The organism is Mycobacterium sp. GA-1285 (genome assembly GCF_001499905.1).
In the GTDB taxonomy this organism is placed as follows: domain Bacteria; phylum Actinomycetota; class Actinomycetes; order Mycobacteriales; family Mycobacteriaceae; genus Mycobacterium.
The window spans coordinates 387,496-404,093 of record NZ_LQIS01000001.1 but is presented as its reverse complement, the minus strand read 5'-3'; the positions used below and the strand labels follow the sequence as shown (position 1 = coordinate 404,093).

The 16,598-nt window shown below is 67.5% G+C and carries 18 protein-coding genes; 12 read left to right on the top strand and 6 right to left on the bottom strand.

The window, feature by feature from the left end; all coding sequences use genetic code 11:
* Positions 1-246: 246 nt before the first annotated feature.
* The 3 genes from AU193_RS01850 to AU193_RS01840 are packed head-to-tail and all read left to right on the top strand — an operon-like array spanning position 247 to position 1,639.
* Positions 247-531 carry a helix-turn-helix transcriptional regulator gene (locus AU193_RS01850; protein ID WP_064420660.1) on the top strand — a complete coding sequence of 95 codons (285 nt, stop codon included), beginning with the start codon at positions 247-249 and terminating at the stop codon, positions 529-531.
* Entirely contained in the window at positions 528-1,013 is a 486-nt protein-coding gene (locus AU193_RS01845; RefSeq protein ID WP_064420611.1) for an SRPBCC family protein, read from the top strand. The genes AU193_RS01850 and AU193_RS01845 overlap by 4 nt, the downstream gene beginning before the upstream one ends.
* Positions 1,010-1,639 carry a maleylpyruvate isomerase family mycothiol-dependent enzyme gene (locus AU193_RS01840; protein ID WP_064420610.1) on the top strand — a complete coding sequence of 210 codons (630 nt, stop codon included), beginning with the start codon at positions 1,010-1,012 and terminating at the stop codon, positions 1,637-1,639. The genes AU193_RS01845 and AU193_RS01840 overlap by 4 nt, the downstream gene beginning before the upstream one ends.
* 80 nt (positions 1,640-1,719) lie before the next feature.
* Here the strand turns inward: AU193_RS01840 and AU193_RS01835 are convergent, their stop codons facing one another.
* The 3 genes from AU193_RS01835 to AU193_RS01825 are packed head-to-tail and all read right to left on the bottom strand — an operon-like array spanning position 1,720 to position 4,380.
* Complete coding sequence (locus tag AU193_RS01835; RefSeq protein WP_064420659.1) at positions 1,720-2,772, bottom strand: hypothetical protein; 1,053 nt, start codon at positions 2,770-2,772, stop codon at positions 1,720-1,722.
* Between the two features lie 23 nt (positions 2,773-2,795).
* Positions 2,796-3,602 (bottom strand): SDR family NAD(P)-dependent oxidoreductase, encoded by an 807-nt coding sequence (locus AU193_RS01830; protein WP_172798173.1) that lies wholly within the window; start codon positions 3,600-3,602, stop codon positions 2,796-2,798.
* A gap of 37 nt (positions 3,603-3,639) precedes the next feature.
* Positions 3,640-4,380, bottom strand: a complete 741-nt coding sequence (locus AU193_RS01825; protein WP_253867533.1) for a hypothetical protein — start codon at positions 4,378-4,380, stop codon at positions 3,640-3,642.
* Between the two features lie 112 nt (positions 4,381-4,492).
* Here AU193_RS01825 and AU193_RS01820 point away from each other — a divergent pair, with 112 nt between their 5' ends.
* From AU193_RS01820 to holA, 3 genes are read left to right on the top strand one after another with little or no spacing between them, the layout of a single operon-like run.
* Positions 4,493-5,314 carry a ComEA family DNA-binding protein gene (locus AU193_RS01820; protein WP_064420609.1) on the top strand — a complete coding sequence of 274 codons (822 nt, stop codon included), beginning with the start codon at positions 4,493-4,495 and terminating at the stop codon, positions 5,312-5,314.
* 5 nt (positions 5,315-5,319) lie between these two features.
* Positions 5,320-6,864 (top strand): ComEC/Rec2 family competence protein, encoded by a 1,545-nt coding sequence (locus tag AU193_RS01815; RefSeq protein ID WP_064420657.1) that lies wholly within the window; start codon positions 5,320-5,322, stop codon positions 6,862-6,864.
* Positions 6,861-7,820, top strand: a complete 960-nt coding sequence (gene holA, locus AU193_RS01810) for a DNA polymerase III subunit delta (protein ID WP_064420608.1) — start codon at positions 6,861-6,863, stop codon at positions 7,818-7,820. Before AU193_RS01815 ends, holA begins: the two co-directional genes overlap by 4 nt.
* A 69-nt stretch (positions 7,821-7,889) precedes the next feature.
* Here the strand turns inward: holA and rpsT are convergent, their stop codons facing one another.
* Positions 7,890-8,150, bottom strand: coding sequence for a 30S ribosomal protein S20 (gene rpsT / locus AU193_RS01805; RefSeq protein WP_064420607.1), 261 nt, complete (start codon positions 8,148-8,150; stop codon positions 7,890-7,892).
* A 148-nt stretch (positions 8,151-8,298) separates the two neighbouring features.
* On the opposite strand from rpsT, the gene AU193_RS01800 reads away from it, so the two are divergent.
* The 3 genes from AU193_RS01800 (at position 8,299) to AU193_RS01790 (ending at position 11,835) form a co-directional block, all read left to right on the top strand.
* Entirely contained in the window at positions 8,299-9,945 is a 1,647-nt protein-coding gene (locus tag AU193_RS01800; RefSeq protein ID WP_082682784.1) for a circularly permuted type 2 ATP-grasp protein, read from the top strand.
* Positions 9,946-9,959: 14 nt separating this feature from the next.
* Positions 9,960-10,931 carry an alpha-E domain-containing protein gene (locus tag AU193_RS01795; RefSeq protein WP_064420605.1) on the top strand — a complete coding sequence of 324 codons (972 nt, stop codon included), beginning with the start codon at positions 9,960-9,962 and terminating at the stop codon, positions 10,929-10,931.
* A gap of 64 nt (positions 10,932-10,995) precedes the next feature.
* Entirely contained in the window at positions 10,996-11,835 is an 840-nt protein-coding gene (locus AU193_RS01790; RefSeq protein ID WP_064420604.1) for a transglutaminase family protein, read from the top strand.
* A 4-nt stretch (positions 11,836-11,839) separates the two neighbouring features.
* Here AU193_RS01790 and AU193_RS01785 read toward each other — a convergent pair whose 3' ends face one another.
* Positions 11,840-12,700, bottom strand: coding sequence for a ribonuclease Z (locus tag AU193_RS01785; RefSeq protein WP_064420603.1), 861 nt, complete (start codon positions 12,698-12,700; stop codon positions 11,840-11,842).
* 208 nt (positions 12,701-12,908) lie between these two features.
* Here AU193_RS01785 and AU193_RS01780 point away from each other — a divergent pair, with 208 nt between their 5' ends.
* On the top strand, positions 12,909-13,337 hold the full coding sequence (locus AU193_RS01780) for a CBS domain-containing protein (RefSeq protein WP_064420602.1): 429 nt from the start codon (positions 12,909-12,911) through the stop codon (positions 13,335-13,337).
* On the top strand, positions 13,330-13,935 hold the full coding sequence (locus AU193_RS01775) for a GNAT family N-acetyltransferase (RefSeq protein ID WP_064420601.1): 606 nt from the start codon (positions 13,330-13,332) through the stop codon (positions 13,933-13,935). The genes AU193_RS01780 and AU193_RS01775 overlap by 8 nt, the downstream gene beginning before the upstream one ends.
* 104 nt (positions 13,936-14,039) lie before the next feature.
* Here AU193_RS01775 and AU193_RS01770 read toward each other — a convergent pair whose 3' ends face one another.
* Positions 14,040-14,639, bottom strand: a complete 600-nt coding sequence (locus tag AU193_RS01770; protein ID WP_371259119.1) for a type II toxin-antitoxin system PemK/MazF family toxin — start codon at positions 14,637-14,639, stop codon at positions 14,040-14,042.
* Between the two features lie 33 nt (positions 14,640-14,672).
* Between AU193_RS01770 and lepA the strand changes: the two genes are divergently transcribed.
* Positions 14,673-16,595, top strand: a complete 1,923-nt coding sequence (gene lepA, locus AU193_RS01765; protein ID WP_253867544.1) for a translation elongation factor 4 — start codon at positions 14,673-14,675, stop codon at positions 16,593-16,595.
* Positions 16,596-16,598: the final 3 nt, after the last annotated feature.

Below are 16,598 nucleotides of genomic sequence, written 5' to 3'. Positions count from 1 at the left end.
CGGGCATTCTGGAAAGGCCTGCCCCGCTTGCCTGTCCGCACCGGCAACAGATCCTCGATCAATGCCCACTGGGCATCAGACAACAACTCAAATCGCGACATCCCTCAAGCCTCAGGCACAACACCCGAAACCTTTGTCAGACACGCCCTAACCCCCTCCGTGCCTCCGGAATGATTGCGGCGTCCATTGGTAAGTGATAACTTACCGTTCGTGCTGGCTTACCAAGAGGGCGATGCGTGGGTGGCGATGGCTGACCGCACCCGGCGGTCCATCGTCGGACGTCTCGCGCACCGGCCGATGGCGGTAGGGGAGTTGGCCCGCGAACTTCCGGTCAGCCGGCCGGCGGTTTCACAACACCTCAAGGTGCTCAAGCTCGCCGGGTTGGTGTGCGACCGCGCCGACGGCACCCGCCGCGTCTATCAACTGGACCCGGCGGGCCTGGCCGCCATGCGGGCCGAACTCGACCGCTTCTGGATGCAGGCGCTGGCCGGATTCAAAGAGATAGTCGAGAGCGAAGGAGACACCCCATGACCTCAGCCCAATCCGCGGTCATCCGCCACGACATCACCGTCAACGCGCCGCTGGAGCGGGCGTTTCGGGTGTTCACTGAGAGATTCGGCGATTTCAAGCCCCGCGAACACAACCTGCTGAGCGTGCCGATCGCGGAGACGGTGCTGGAACCCCGAGTCGGCGGGCGGATCTATGACCGCGGTGTCGACGGCAGCGTGTGCGCGTGGGCGCGGGTGCTCGTCGTCGACCCTCCGCATCGCATCGTCTTCTCGTGGGACATCGGCACGACATGGCAGCTCGAAGCCGATCCGGCGCGGTGCAGCGAGGTGGAGGTGGTGTTCACCGCCGAAGCGGACGGCCGCACGCGCGTCAGCCTCGAGCATCGCCACATCGAACGTCACGGCGACGGGTGGGATTCCGTTGCTTCAGGTGTCGGCGGTGATGCCGGTTGGCCGCTGTATCTGCGCCGGTACGGTGAGCTGCTCGAGCGGGAGGCGCAGTGACGGCGGGCGGCGCCGACCTCAAGGACCTGACGCGCGCCGAGCGGGCCGACCTCGCGGAGTTCCTGGGCGAGTTGACACCCGACGAGTGGTATCGCCCAAGCCTGTGTACCAAGTGGACGGTCAAAGACATTGTGGCACATGTGGTCAGCTACGAGGAGCTCGGTCCCGCAGGTCTGCTCACGCGGTTCGCCAAGGGCATGGTGGTGAACGCGAATCAGGTCGGTGTCGACGAATTCGCGGGTCTGTCACCCGATGAGTTGCTCGCGTATCTGAACCGTCATCTGTATCCGAGTGGCCTCACGGCACGCCTGGGCGGCATGATCGGTTTCGTCGACGGTACGGTCCACCACCAGGACATCCGTCGTGCGCTCGACCGCCCGCGCACCATCCCCGCAGATCGCCTCGCGCGCATCCTGCCGCTGATCCCGGGCAATCCGCGACTGGGGGCAGGGCGGCGGATCCGCGGGCTGCGCTTGTGCGCGACGGACGTCGACTGGAGTCACGGGCAGGGCGCCGAGGTGACCGGGCCGGGGGAGGCGCTGATGTTGGCGATGACGGGACGGCCGGCTGCGCTGGACGATTTGGACGGACCGGGGAAAGCCACCCTCGCACAACGACTTCGGTGACGCGCCACGATTTCGCTGAGCGCTCAACGTGGTACGAAAATTGCGGAAAGACCGTACCCCGCTGTGTGCTCGGCGGCCGATCACACCGCGACGCGTCCGGTGACCGGGGGCAGGTCCTTGAGCGTCACGATGCCCGGCGGCGCAGCGACCACCGCGGGTACGGCGTTGGTCACCGGCAGCGCGGTGTAGATCATGCCAAGGCCCATGAAGCCCGGTTCGGTCCAGTCCTTCGGCGGTAGGCAATGCAGCACCGTGCGCATGTTCGGTAACCCGAACACCTGGATGACATGGCCGTGTTCGAGCGGCTTCGGCGGGGTGACGTGCTCACCCATGATCCAGTTGAATCCGACGCTGACGACGTTCTTCTCGCCAACCCAGCCGCGGTGATAGCCGTAGACACCGGCGACTGTGCCCTCCGGAATCCGCATGAACCCGAGATCGGAATCGCCGGTGGCCGCGGTGAACGTGACGTCGAAAGTCATCCGGTCGAGCTTGGCGCCGATCGCGTCGGCCATCATGGCCGCCGACTCGGCGAACACCTCGCTCTCCCGCCGCACACTCGCCGCCAGCCCGGGGGTGTCCGGGTCTTGCGAAAAGCCCATCGCGGTCTGTGTTCCCGCCGATTCATAGGTCGAACAATCCACCGACTCGGTGATGCGGATCTCGTCGACCCGTTCACAGGCACCGGAGAGCACCATTCCCACCATGTTGCTCATACCGGGATGCGCTCCGCTGCCGAAGATCGTGGAATCGCCCTTTTCGCAGGCCTTTCGGATCCGGTCGAGGTCGCCGGGCGACTGTTTGCCCCCGGTGATCCACGCCGCGCTCGAGCAGACGTTGACGCCCGCCTCGAGGAGCCGGGTCAGCTCGTCGACGTCGGGCCACAGCGGGTTGTAGCAGCAGGCGTCGGGCCGTTGGGCCAGCAGCGCGTCGATGTCGTTGGTGGCCTTCACCCCAGTGGGTTCCGGCCAGCCGGCCAGTTCTGCTGCGTCCACGCCGACCTTGTCCGCGCCGTGAGCGTAGACGCCGACGAGCTCCATATCGCCGCGCCCGATGATGGCGTGCAGCGACCGGCGGCCGATGTTGCCGGTGGTCCACTGGATGACGCGTAGCGGCCGGGCGGGTGTCGTCACGAAAACTCCTCGGTGCCAATCGATCACATGTGGGTTCCGCCGTCGATGCGGACCTCGGTGCCGGTGACGAAGTAGGCCTCCGGCGCGGCGAGCATGGCGACGACGGCGGCGACGGCGTCGGGTTTGGCGAACATTCCGTCACCGTCGACGGGCTGTGTCGGCATGATCTTGCTGAACAGCGTGTAATCGGCGTCCTCCGGCAGGCCCGGTCCCACGCTCTGGCCCGATCGCCCTGTGCCGTCTGTCATCCCCGACGAGATCGACCCCGGTTGGACGCAGTTGAACCGGATGCCTTGCTTGCTGAACTCCAGTGCCAAGGTGTGCGTCATGGCCTGGATGCCACCCTTGGACGCCGCGTAAGCCGACATGTAGGGATGCGCGAAGTTCGCCGATGTCGAGCTGAAGTTGACCACCGCCGGTGCAGTGCCGCCGCGCAGCGCGGGCAGGGCTTCGCGGGTGACCAGAAACGTCCCGATGAGGTTGACGCGCAGGACCTGTTCGAAGTCGGCGAGGGTGGTGTCGGTGAAGTGTGACGACCGCAGGATGCCCGCGGCATTGACGAGCGCGTCCAGCCCGCGCATCGCGGCGACGGCGCGTGCGACCCCGGTGATCACCGAATTCTCGCTGCCGACGTCCATCACCACGGTGGTGAGCCCGGCGGCGTTCTCACCGGCTTTGGCCTCGGTATCGGACAACCCGGCCTCGCTGACGTCGGCGGCGACCACGGTGCCACCCTCGTCGAGGATCCGTAGGACCGTCGCCTGGCCGATGCCCGATCCCGCTCCGGTGATCAAAACCCGACGGTCGGTGAACCGCTGCAACGTCGCCACCGGGGAAATGTTAGTGCGTCCGTGCAGCGCGGCTGTGCTATTGCGGATCGCGTTCGGCGCCGTCTTCCGAGCCGGACTTGTCGGCGACGTCGGTATTGCCGGACTCGTCGGCGACGGTATGGGCGCCAGCCGGCAGCGCCGGTGTTTCGGATGCGTCGGGCAGCGACAGCGCCACCCCGAGTGCGAGGAAGAACAGGATGAACAACGGACCCCCGAGGTACAGGTTCATCGCACCGCCCGGCGAGATGAAGCTACCCGACGGCCCGATGATCGTGATGGTCTCGATCAACTGCTCGACGGCGAAGACCGCGGCGACCATGCCGAGCCAGCGAGGGAATCGGCCCTCGTTGGCGGCCAACAGAATCGGAGCGGCGACCATGATGTCGGCCACGGTCAGGATGGGACCCCACATGGCCACCACGTCGGCGAGCGCCCGCGCCGTTCCGGAGCCGAGATCGGCAGGATGCAACGACAATCCAGCCGTGAACCAGGTCGCGATGCTGATCTGGACGAGGACGACGGCCGACCCGATGGTGAAGACAAAGGCGTACGGACCCGCGAGCCGGTCGCGGGCATGGCCGAGCACCACGACCAGAGCCAGTGAGCCGAACGCCTGTAACAGCGCCTGGGTCCGTATTGCGCCGGAGTGTTCATTGAGGTGGGTGACGATGTCGAGGCCGGGGCGGTCGATCCCGGGCAGCGCCGGAACCATCAGCAGCGCAACCGCGTACAGCACCGCGAACGCGATGGCGGCGACCATCGGCACTCGACGATCCACAGCAACACTGTAGACATCGGCCCTGTCCCCAACGCTCATTTCATCCACAGGGCGCGTCGCCGGCCACCGCTGGCGGGCCCGGCGGTCGGTGGCCGCGCCTAACTTCACAGGCATGCGAACCGAATTGCCTGCCGAGCGCGTGCAGCGCAGGCTGGGTGCCGAAGCGGAGCCCGAGCCCGCCGATGAGGAACGGCGATCCGACACGTCATTGACGCGCTGGTTGCCGGAATCCGCCGGCAGCGGCGCGGCCGGTTGGATCGCCGCGGTGCGCGCAGATCCAGGCCGAGCCGGTGTCGTTGCGCTCGGCGGTGTCGGTCTCGTCGCCGTTCTGGTGACGGTGTTCGTTCTGTTGCGCGACGACACTCCCGCGGTCGCAGCGGCCAAATTGCCACCTGTGCAGATGGTTTCGTCGGCGAGCCCGACGCCGGGCGCCGCGTCGCAGGAGTCGGCAGGACCCGTCGTCGTCAGCGTCGTGGGCCTGGTGCACAAGCCGGGGCTGGTCACCCTGGCGGAGGGCGCTCGGATCGCCGACGCGCTCACCGCGGCGGGTGGGCCCCTGGACGGTGCTGACCTGGTGGGGCTGAACATGGCGAGACGAATCGCCGATGGTGAGCAGATCGTCGTGGGGATCGCTCCGGCGACGGGTGAACCGGCAGCCATGGGGAGCTCGGTCAGCACGGGTGTCGCGGCACCCGCTTCGACGGACACGCCATCGTCGGGCGATGGCAGCACACCGGCCGGCGGCAAGGTGAACCTGAACACCGCGACCGTCGAGGAACTGGACACGCTCCCCGGAATCGGGCCGGTGACCGCCGCTGCGATCGTGTCCTGGCGCGACGCCAACGGCCCGTTCACCAGCGTCGACCAGCTCGGCGACGTCGACGGCATCGGACCGGCGCGGCTGAACAAGCTGCGCGACCTCGTCCATGTGTGACGCCGGTGGCGGACGCCGACGCGGCCCCACTCGATCTGCGCCTCGTCCCGGCGGCGCTGACCAGTTGGGCGGTGACGGCCGCCGGGATCCTGTGGCCGGTCGGCGGGTCAGTCGCCGCCGCCGTGGGGGCGGCGGTGGCGACCGCGGCGCTGGGGTGGTGGGGTAGTGGCCGGCGGGCGGCGACCGGCGGGAAAGGTGTCGGCGCGACCGTCGTGGCGGTCGGTTTGGTGGCGGCGGGCTTTGCGATCGCGATCGGTTTGCGGGTCGACGAGGTGCGCCATCATCCGGTCACCCAGCGCTACGGCGCGGCCGCCACCGTCGTGGTCACCCCGACGGAGAACCCGCGTGCGCTCGGTGGCAACCGGACGATGTTCCGCGGTTCGCTGATGGCGTTGGATGGACGCGAAATGCCCGGGCGCGTCGTGGTTTTCGCGTCGAGCAGCCGCATCGGAGACCTGACCGCAGGGACCCCCGTGGCGTTTCGAGTGCGCGTCGGACAACCGACGCGGCGCGATCTGAGCGTCGCGGTGCTGTCGGCCATCGGCGATCCCACCTACGGCGAGGCGTCCGCCGTCCAACGCGCCGCCTCCGAGGTCCGCGGCGGGTTCGCCGAGGCGGCGCGACGGTCACTGCCCGCCGATCAGGCCGCGATGCTGCCTGCGCTCGTGCTCGGCGACACCGCGGGCGTACCGCGCCAGACGACGGCCGAGTTCCGCGCGGCGGGATTGACACATCTGACCGCGGTTTCCGGGGCGAACGTGACGATCGTGTGCGGGGCGGTGCTGCTGACCGCGGGACTGATTGGGCCACGGGCCGCCGTCGCCCTGGCGGCGATCGCGCTGCTCGCGTTCGTGGTGGTCGTGCAGCCGACGGCGAGTGTGCTGCGCGCCGCGGTGATGGGTGCGATCACGTTGTTGGCGGTGTTGTCGCACCGCCGCCGACAGGCCATTCCCGCGTTGTCGGCCAGCGTGCTGGCGTTGATGATCGGATCACCGGAGTTGGCCGTCGACGTCGGGTTCGCGCTGTCGGTGTCGGCCACCGCGGCTCTGATCGTTGTCGCGCCGGTGTGGTCGCGGCGCCTTGTCGGTCGTGGCTGGCCCAAGCCGGCCGCCGACGCGATCAGCGTGGCCGCCGCCGCACAACTGGTCACCGCACCGCTGGTCGCCGGGATGGCGGGCACGTTCAGCGTCGTATCGGTCGCGGCCAACGTCGCGGTGGCCCCGGTGATTCCGCCGATCACGGTCTTCGGCACCGCCGCGGCCGCGCTGGGCAAGATCTGGCCCGCCGGCGCCGACCTGCTGATCCGCTTCACCGGGCCGGAAGTGTGGTGGCTGCTGCATGTGGCCCGCTGGGCGGCGGGCGTTCCGGGGTCCTCGGTGTCGGTGCCGTCCGGTCTTTCCGGGGTGATGCTGACCGCGGCAGCGGGAACCGCGGTGGTGCTCGCGTGGCGGTTCCGATGGGTGCGGATCGCGGCGGGCGCCGGCGCGGTCTGCCTGCTGGCGTGGACGGTGTCGGGGTTGTCAGGTGGCCGTGACACGATCGTCGAGTGAGCGAAGCGTCGCGGTTGCACCTGGTGCTCGGGGACGAGGAGCTGCTGGTCGAACGGGCGGTGGCGGCGGTCCTTCGGGAGGCGCGCAAATTGGCCGGTATCCACGACATCCCGGTCGACCGCCTGCGCGCCGGTGAGGTCAGCACCAGCGAACTGGCCGAATTGCTGAGCCCGTCGCTGTTCGCCGATGAACGGGTGGTGGTCTTGGAGTCGGCGGCCGAGGCGGGCAAGGACGCCGCCGCGCTCATCGCCGAATCCGCGGCCGACCTGCCGCCGGGCACCATGCTCGTCGTCGTGCACTCCGGTGGCGGGCGCGCCAAGGCGCTGGCCGATCAGCTCCAGAAACTCGGCGCGCAGGTGCACCCGTGCGCGCGTATCACCAAGGCCGCCGAACGCGCCGACTTCGTGCGGCGCGAGTTCCGCGCGTTGAAGGTCAAGGTCGGCGAGGACACCGTCACCGCGGTGCTGGACGCGATCGGTTCCGACATCCGCGAGTTGGCTGCGGCCTGTTCGCAGTTGGTCACCGACACCGGCGGGGCCGTCGACGCCGCGGCGGTGCGCCGCTACCACTCGGGCAAGGCCGAGGTGAAGGGGTTCGACGTCGCCGACAAGGCGGTCGTCGGCGACGTGGCAGGGGCGGCCGAGGCCCTGCGATGGGCGATGATGCGCGGCGAACCGCATGTCGTGCTGGCCGACGCCCTGGCCGAGGCGGTGCACACCATCGCGCGGGTGCGGCCGTTGTCGGGCGACCCCTACCGGCTGGCGTCAGAGCTGGGCATGCCGCCGTGGCGGGTGCAGAAGGCGCAGAAGCAGGCGAGGCGATGGTCGAACACCACCGTCGCCGAGGCGATGCGGTTGGTGGCCGCGCTGAACGCGGATGTCAAAGGGGCCGCCGCGGATGCGGACTACGCGCTGGAGGCGACGGTGCGGCGCGTCGCCGAGCTCATCGCAGATTGAGCGGACGAAACGGCTCAGAACCTGCTGAACGGATCTCAGAGCCTGTTGAACCTCAGGGCCTGTTGAACCTCAGAGCTTGTTGAACGCGGAAGCCAACGCCGACTTGCGGTTGGCGGCCTGGTTCTTGTGGATGACGCCCTTGCTGGCGGCCTTGTCCAGCTGACGGCTGGTCGACGCCAACAGCTCCTGGGCCTTCTCCTTGTCGCCGGCCTCGACCGCCGCCCGGAAGCCGCGCACCGCCGTGTGAAGCGACGACTTGACCGACTTGTTACGCAGCCTGCGGCGCTCGTTGGTCCGGTTGCGCTTCTCCTGCGACTTGATGTTGGCCACGCGTGTAGTCCTTCGTAAATCCTGTAGGGGTTTTCCAAAGTCTGGTAGGCGCCCGGCACGCGGGCAGCGAGGGTTCAGGCTACCAGCGGAGCGGGTAAATGCCCAAAGTGAGTCCGCTGGCCTGCCGAAACGGCCGAAGTGTTGCAGCATGGCAGGAGTGAGCCTGAGTACGCTTCCGACCGAGTCCGCACGAGCGTCGCGGAGCCCCCATCGGCAGGAAAGGCGATATCAAGGCGTCTTCGCCGGCTATCGCGATCTTGGAAGCTACGCCAAGGCCTTCGACGAGATGTTCGACTCCCAGGGCAACGTGCGGGGCCCCTACAAGGGCATCTACGCCGAGCTCGGCCCGTCGGATGCCTCCGAGCTCGAAGCTCGTGCCGAGGCGCTGGGTCGCGCCTTCGTCGACCAAGGCATCACGTTCTCGCTGTCCGGGCAGGAACGTCCGTTCCCGCTCGACCTGGTGCCGCGGGTCATCTCCGCGGCGGAGTGGACGCGTTTGGAACGCGGCATCATCCAGCGTGTCAAGGCGCTCGAGCTCTACCTCGACGACATCTACGGCGAGCAGGAAATCCTTCGCGACGGCGTCATCCCCCGCCGGCTGATCACCTCCTGCGAGCATTTCCACCGCGAGGCCGCGGGCATCGTCCCGCCCAACGGGGTGCGGATCCACGTCGCGGGCATCGACCTCATCCGCGACGCCAAGGGCGACTTCCGGGTGCTGGAGGACAATCTGCGCTCACCGTCGGGGGTCTCATATGTGATGGAGAACCGGCGCACCATGGCGCGGGTCTTCCCGAACCTGTTCGCCACCCACCGCGTGCGCGCTGTCGGTGACTACTCGTCGCATCTGTTGCGGGCGCTGCGCAGTGCGGCGGCCAACAACGTCGCCGATCCCACCGTCGTCGTGCTCACACCCGGCGTCTACAACTCGGCGTACTTCGAGCACTCGCTGCTGGCCCGCCAGATGGGTGTCGAGCTCGTCGAGGGTCGCGACCTGTTCTGCCGCGACAACGCCGTGTACATGCGCACCACCGAGGGGGAGCGGCAGGTCGACGTCATCTACCGCCGCATCGACGACGCGTTTCTCGACCCGATGCAGTTCCGGCCCGACTCGGTGCTCGGTGTCGCCGGCCTGCTCAACGCCGCCCGGGCGGGCAACGTGGTGATCTCCAGCGCGGTCGGCAACGGCATCGGCGACGACAAACTCGTGTACACGTACGTGCCGACAATCATCGAGTACTACCTCGGCGAGAAACCGCTGCTGGCCAATGTCGACACCTTCCGATGTTGGCTCGACGAGGAACGCGAGGAAGTGCTCGACCGCATCGACGAGCTCGTCATCAAACCGGTCGAGGGCTCGGGCGGCTACGGCATCGTGTTCGGTCCGGACGCATCGGAAAAAGAGCTCGCCGCGGTCGCCAAGAAGATCCGCAACGACCCGCGCGGCTGGATCGCCCAGCCCGTCATGCAGCTCTCGACCGTGCCCACCCAAATCGGCGACCAGCTGGCCCCACGGCACGTCGACCTGCGCCCGTTCGCGGTCAACGACGGCGACGACGTGTGGGTGCTGCCCGGCGGGCTGACGCGGGTCGCCCTCCCTGAGGGTTCGCTGGTGGTCAACTCCAGCCAGGGCGGCGGGTCGAAGGACACCTGGGTGCTCGCGTCGCGCACCTCGGTGGCCGACCGCGAACTCGGTGCCGCGCAAGTGGTGCGCAAACTGCCCAAGTCGGCGCGCGGGCCGAAGGTCGAGAGCGGCGACGGGCAGAACCAAGATCAACAGCAACAGCAGCAGTAGGGGGTGGTGCGCTGATGTTGGCCCGCAACGCCGAATCCTTGTACTGGATCGGACGATACGTCGAGCGCGCCGACGACACCGCCCGCATTCTCGATGTGACCGTCCATCAACTGCTCGAAGACTCCAGCGTCGACCCCGACCAGGCCTCGCGGACCCTGCTGCGGGTGCTGGGGATGCAGGCTCCCGACGCGCCGCTGGACGTGTGGTCGCTGACCGACATCGTCGCCTTCAGTCGCGGCACGCAGGGATCGATCGTCGACGCCGTTTCGGCGGCCCGCGAGAATGCCCGCGGCGCACGAGAAGTCACGTCCACCGAGATCTGGGAGTGCCTCAACACCACCTACAACGCGCTGGCCGAGCGGGAGCGAGCCGCCAAACGCCTTGGCCCGCACGAGTTTCTCTCTTTTGTCGAAGGGCGCGCCGCGATGTTCGCCGGATTGGCCGACTCGACGTTGTCCCGCGACGACGGCTACCGCTTCATGGTGCTCGGTCGCGCCATCGAACGTGTGGACATGACCGTGCGGCTGCTGCTTTCGCGGGTCGGGGACAGCGCATCATCACCGGCGTGGGTGACGCTGCTGCGTTCGGCAGGGGCACACGACACCTACCTGCGCACCTACCGTGGTGTGCTCGACGCAGGTCGCGTCGTCGAATTCATGTTGCTGGACCGGCTTTTCCCACGTTCCATCTTCTATTCGTTGCGGCTTGCCGAACACAGCCTCGACGAGTTGATGAACCGTCCGCACAGCCGCCTGGGTGCCACCGCCGAGGCGCAGAGGCTCCTCGGCAGGGCGCGTAGCGAACTAGAGTTCATGCGTCCCGGCGTGCTTCTGGAGTCGCTCGAACAGCGGCTGGCCGACCTGCAGAAGACGTGTTTCGATGTCGGTGAAGCGTTGGCGCTGCAGTACTTCCACTCCGCGCCCTGGGTGGCGTGGCACGACGCAGGTCACAACGGCGCACTCGTCATCGAAGAAGGTGAACTCTGACGATGAGCCGCTGGCGCAGCGATCAGTCCTCGGGCGAAGAGCAGACGGTGAAGAGGAGACAGCAATGTGGCGGATGCGGGTGGTGCACTCGACCGGCTACGCATACAAATCGCCGGTGACGGCTTCCTTCAACGAGGCGCGCTTGACGCCGCGCTCGGACTCGCGCCAGAACGTCATCCTCAACCGTGTCGAAACCGTCCCGGCCACCCGCAATTACCGGTACGTCGACTACTGGGGCACCGCGGTGACGGCCTTCGACCTGCACGCACCGCACACCGAACTGGAGGTCACCTCGTCATCGGTTGTGGAGACCGATGCCGACCAGATGCCCGAACATGACGTGACGTGGGAGGACTTGCAATCCGAGGCGGTCGTCGACAGATTCGACGAGGTGCTCGCGCCCACCCACTACACGCCGGCGAGCAAGCGGATACGGCGGGTCGGTCAACGCATCGTCAAGGACCACACGCCGCTGGAGGCCGTCACCGCCGCCGCGTCCTGGGTGCGCAGCGAGTTGGCTTACGTCGCAGGCACCACCGGGGTGCACTCCTCAGGCCTCGACGCGTTACGCGAAGGCAAGGGGGTATGCCAGGACTTCGCCCACCTGACGCTGATCCTGTTGCGTTCCATGGCCATTCCCGCCCGCTACGTATCGGGCTATCTGCATCCCAAGCGCAAAGCGGTGATCGGGGACACCATTGACGGGCAGAGTCACGCCTGGGTGCAGGCGTGGACCGGTGGCTGGTGGAACTACGACCCCACCAACGACGCCGCGATCAACGAGCAGTACGTCAGCGTCGGCGTCGGCCGGGACTACTCCGATGTCACCCCGCTAAAGGGCATCTATTCCGGCGAGGGCTCGACCGACCTCGACGTCGTCGTCGAGATCACCCGCCTGGCCTGACCGATCACCCGGCAGGCTTGACGGACATGCCGGGATGGACCTCCACGCGAAGCAGATCGTCACCGAGTTCGATCTGCCGGTCGAAAACCGACGCGGCGAGTGCGCGCCAGTCGTCTTCCTGTCCGGGTTCGATCGCGGGCACAAAGTGGGTGAGGATCAGAATTCCGACTCCTGCCCGCGCCGCGGTGGCCGCCGCCTGTTCGACCGACGAGTGGTAGTCGCAGATGTCGCGGATGCGCTGCATGGGCATCCTGTCGATCAGATCCTTGCGAATCACGGTGTGCACCAACGCTCCTGCGCCTGCCGCCAGTTCGTCGAGGGTCTCGCAGGGGACGGTGTCGCCGGCCAGCACCACCGAGGCGTCGGCGTGCTCGACGCGGAAGCCGATGGTCGGGGCGACCGGGCGGTGGTCGGTCGGCGCGACCCGGATCGTCACGCCGTCGCGATTCCACACCTCACCCTCGGTGTACTCGTGCACCTCGACGGGGGGTGGCGCCGTCAGGTCGGCGTGGTGCGCGATGCGGTATCCGATGTCGAAGCCGAACGCCTTGAGGGTGTGCTCGACCACTTCCGCGGTGCCCGGCGGTCCGATGATCTGCAGCGGAGCCTGCTCGGGCGTGAACGTCGACACCCACCGCGTGATGATCACATCGCCCAGGTCTGCGATGTGGTCGCTGTGCAGATGTGTCAACAGCAGCGCCGACAATCCGTTCGCGGGGGCGCCCGCGGCGGTCAGACGTTGTTGCACACCGCGACCGCAGTCGATCAGGAATGTCTGCCCGCCGGCGCGCACAAGGGTCGACGGGCCCGCCCGGTGGGCGTCAGGGATGGGGCTTCCAGTGCCAAGCAATGTGACCTCGATCATGGCCCCACATATACCCGAGACGCGCGTCGAGGTGGCTCCGGTAAAAGTCCCGTGATGGTGTCCCGGCAGGCGTGTGCTCGACTTTCCGCGGCCGGAACACCTTTTGGCAACTGCGCGATCAGACGTGACCGGGTTGCAACCTCGCAAAGCCTTCCGCGCCGAGTCCGTCCGACCTAGCCTGTGAGGAACATCACGAGCGGAGGCGAAGATGCGAATCGCGGACGTGTTGCGGAACAAGGGCGCCGCGGTGGCCACGATAACCCCCGAGACGTCGGTCTCGGGATTGCTCACGGAACTGGCGGTGCACAACATCGGCGCGATGGTCGTGGTGTCGCCCGACGGTCTGATCGGGATCGTCTCTGAGCGCGATGTCGTCCGGGCGCTGCACCGCCGAGGCGCCGAACTGCTCACCCAGCCGGTGTCGGAGATCATGACCACGCTGGTGGCGACCTGCGCTCCGGACGATTCGGTCGACAGCCTGAGCGCCTTGATGACGACCAACCGGGTCCGGCATGTGCCGGTGATGGAGAACGGCAGGCTGGTCGGCATCGTGAGCATCGGCGACGTCGTCAAGACGCGGATGGAAGAGCTCGAAGCGCAGCAGGAGCAGCTGCAGGCCTACATCACCCGTGGCTGACGTCGAGGTCGCTCCGGCGACGCGGCGGCACGCACCCGAGATGTCGCGGGTACTGGCGCGCGCGTTTTATGACGACCCGGTGATGACGTGGATGCTGCCGAACGACGCTGCGCGGGAGCGGGGCCTCGGACGGATGTTCGCCACCATGATTCGTCATCATTTCCTGCGCACCGAAGGGGTCGAGGTGGCCGGCGGCGGGCGCATCGGCGCCGCCGCGCTGTGGGACCCGCCGGGCGAGTGGAAACAGACCGGTCGGCAGGAGCTGCGGATGATGCCGGCGTTCTTCCGGGCATTGGGAGCCAATGTGCGGCGGGGTCAGGTCGTCGCAGACCTGATGAAGGAGCAGCACCCCGAGGAGCCGCACTGGTACCTCGGGGTGATCGGCAGCGATCCGACCGTGCGCGGCAGCGGATACGGGCAGGCGCTGATGCGGTCGCGCCTCGACCGCTGCGACGCCGAGCACGCCCCCGCCTACCTCGAGTCCAGCAACCCCGACAACATCGCCTACTACCAGCGCTTCGGGTTCGACGTCACCGGCGAGATCACGTTGCCCGATGGCGGCCCGCGCATGTGGCCCATGTGGCGGGAGCCACGATAAGACAGATGTGGCGGGAGCCACGATAAGAATCCGCGAGCGACCGCGGAGTGCCACACCCGCGCGGCGTGTCGCGCGGAGACACGGTCACTCGCGCAGTCGGGAGGCTAGCTCCAGGAGTATTCGGCACGCAGCCGGGCCGCGACGGCCTCGAACTTCTCGCGGGCGAGGATCGCCCCTTCGCGGCGGATGCCGTCTTCGGGTACGTCGAGCACCCGGTCCAGCCGCACCCAACTCGCACGCCCCTCGTAGTCCCAGGTGCCGGTCCCGATGGCCACCCAGTTCGGATCGTCGCGGTGGTGCTGCTGACTGGACAACATCAGGCCGAGCAGCGTGGACCTGTCGCGCCCGACCACCAGAACCGGTCGGTCCTTGCCCTGTGTCGGATCATCCTCGTAGACCACCCACGTCCACACGATCTCGCCGGGGTCGGCCCGGCCGTCCAGGTCGGGGGCGTACACCAACGTGCGGGCGCGATGAGCGGTGGGCACGAAGTTACGGCTGACCGGTCGTCCGGCCGCGATGGCCGGCGTCTCGTCCCTGGATGCGCCCGCGATCGCGTCCAAACCGATCCGGATGCCCTGCTGGATACCGCGCTGCACGGTTTCTGACTGCCCGATCTGACGGATGATCTTCGGCGCCTCGTTGAACACCAGATTCTCTGCAAACCTCTGGAATGTCTGCAGTGGTCTCCAGGACGCAGGCATATTTCCGAGCATAAGCGAGCGCCGCTCGGCGCGATTGTGTGCTTCGGGTGCCGCCTGGATACGCTGGTGGCACCCGAAGTCCGCCTTCACCAGGAGATTCCCATCAGCACTTTCGCCGATCAGACCTTCACGGCGCCGGCGCAGATCCGGAACTTCTGCATCATCGCCCACATCGATCACGGCAAGTCGACGCTGGCCGACCGGATGCTGCAACTCACCGGCGTCGTCGCCGATCGCGACATGCGCGCGCAGTACCTCGACCGGATGGACATCGAGCGCGAGCGCGGCATCACGATCAAGGCGCAGAACGTGCGGCTGCCATGGAAATTACAGGGGAAGGTCGACGGCGAGGATTACGTACTGCATCTGATCGACACCCCGGGCCACGTCGACTTCACCTATGAGGTGTCGCGAGCGCTGGAGGCGTGCGAGGGTGCGGTGCTGCTCGTCGACGCCGCCCAGGGGATCGAGGCGCAGACGCTGGCGAACCTCTACCTGGCCCTGGATCGCGACCTGCACATCATTCCGGTGCTCAACAAGATCGACCTGCCCGCCGCCGACCCGGACCGCTACGCCGCCGAGCTCGCCCACATCATCGGCTGCGAACCCGAAGACGTGCTGCGGGTCTCCGGAAAGACCGGCGCGGGGGTGGCAGACCTCCTCGACCACGTCGTGCGCGAGGTGCCGCCGCCGGTCGGCGATGCGGATGCGCCCGCGCGCGCGATGATCTTCGACTCGGTCTACGACACCTACCGCGGTGTGGTGACCTACGTCCGTGTCGTCGACGGCAAGATCGTCCCGCGCGAACGCATCAAGATGATGTCCACCGGCGCCACCCACGAACTCCTCGAAGTGGGCATCGTCTCGCCCGAACCCAAGGCCTCCGCCGGTCTCGGCGTCGGCGAGGTCGGCTACCTCATCACCGGTGTGAAGGACGTGCGCCAGTCCAAAGTCGGCGACACCGTGACGACGGCGCGCAACGGCGCGGCCGAACCGCTCACCGGATACCGGGAGCCGCGGCCGATGGTCTACTCGGGGCTGTATCCCGTTGACGGCTCGGACTATCCGGACCTGCGCGACGCGCTGGACAAGCTGCAACTCAACGACGCGGCGCTGACGTACGAGCCGGAAACCTCGGTGGCGCTCGGATTCGGTTTCCGCAGCGGCTTTCTGGGCTTGCTGCACATGGAGATCACCCGCGAGCGCCTCGAGCGCGAGTTCAACCTCGACCTGATCTCCACCTCACCCAACGTCGTGTATCGCGTTGTGCAGGAAGATAATTCGGAGGTCACGGTGACCAATCCGTCGGACTGGCCGGACGGCAAGATTCGCACGGTCTACGAGCCGGTGGTCAAGACCACGATCATCGCGCCGAGCGAGTTCATCGGAACCATCATGGAGCTGTGCCAGTCGCGGCGCGGCGAACTCGGCGGCATGGACTACCTCTCCCCCGAGCGGGTGGAGCTGCGCTACACGATGCCGCTGGGCGAGATCATCTTCGACTTCTTCGACGCGCTGAAGTCGCGCACCCGCGGCTACGCCAGCCTGGACTACGAGGAGGCCGGTGAGCAGGAAGCCGACCTGGTCAAGGTCGACATCCTGCTGCAGGGCGAGCCGGTTGACGCGTTCAGCGCGATCGTGCACAAGGAGTCGGCGTACGCCTACGGCAACAAGATGACCACCAAGCTCAAGGAGCTGATTCCGCGTCAGCAGTTCGAGGTTCCGGTGCAGGCGGCGATCGGTTCGAAGATCATCGCTCGCGAAAACATCCGCGCGATCCGCAAAGACGTGCTATCGAAGTGCTACGGCGGGGACATCACCCGCAAGCGCAAGCTGCTCGAGAAGCAGAAGGAAGGCAAGAAGCGGATGAAGACCATCGGCCGGGTCGAGGTGCCTCAGGAGGCGTTCGTCGCCGCCCTGTCCACCGACTCGTCCGCCGACAAGGCCAAGAAGTAGGAC

Coding starts and splice junctions, on each gene's coding strand:
- AU193_RS01845 (WP_064420611.1), top strand. CDS start 528: ATGACCTCAGCCCAATCCGCGGTCATCCGCCACGACATCACCGTCAAC.
- AU193_RS01800 (WP_082682784.1), top strand. CDS start 8,299: ATGGCAGGAGTGAGCCTGAGTACGCTTCCGACCGAGTCCGCACGAGCG.
- AU193_RS01780 (WP_064420602.1), top strand. CDS start 12,909: ATGCGAATCGCGGACGTGTTGCGGAACAAGGGCGCCGCGGTGGCCACG.
- AU193_RS01850 (WP_064420660.1), top strand. CDS start 247: ATGGCTGACCGCACCCGGCGGTCCATCGTCGGACGTCTCGCGCACCGG.
- AU193_RS01770 (WP_371259119.1), bottom strand. CDS start 14,639: ATGCCTGCGTCCTGGAGACCACTGCAGACATTCCAGAGGTTTGCAGAG.
- AU193_RS01795 (WP_064420605.1), top strand. CDS start 9,960: ATGTTGGCCCGCAACGCCGAATCCTTGTACTGGATCGGACGATACGTC.
- AU193_RS01790 (WP_064420604.1), top strand. CDS start 10,996: ATGTGGCGGATGCGGGTGGTGCACTCGACCGGCTACGCATACAAATCG.
- AU193_RS01820 (WP_064420609.1), top strand. CDS start 4,493: ATGCGAACCGAATTGCCTGCCGAGCGCGTGCAGCGCAGGCTGGGTGCC.
- AU193_RS01785 (WP_064420603.1), bottom strand. CDS start 12,700: ATGATCGAGGTCACATTGCTTGGCACTGGAAGCCCCATCCCTGACGCC.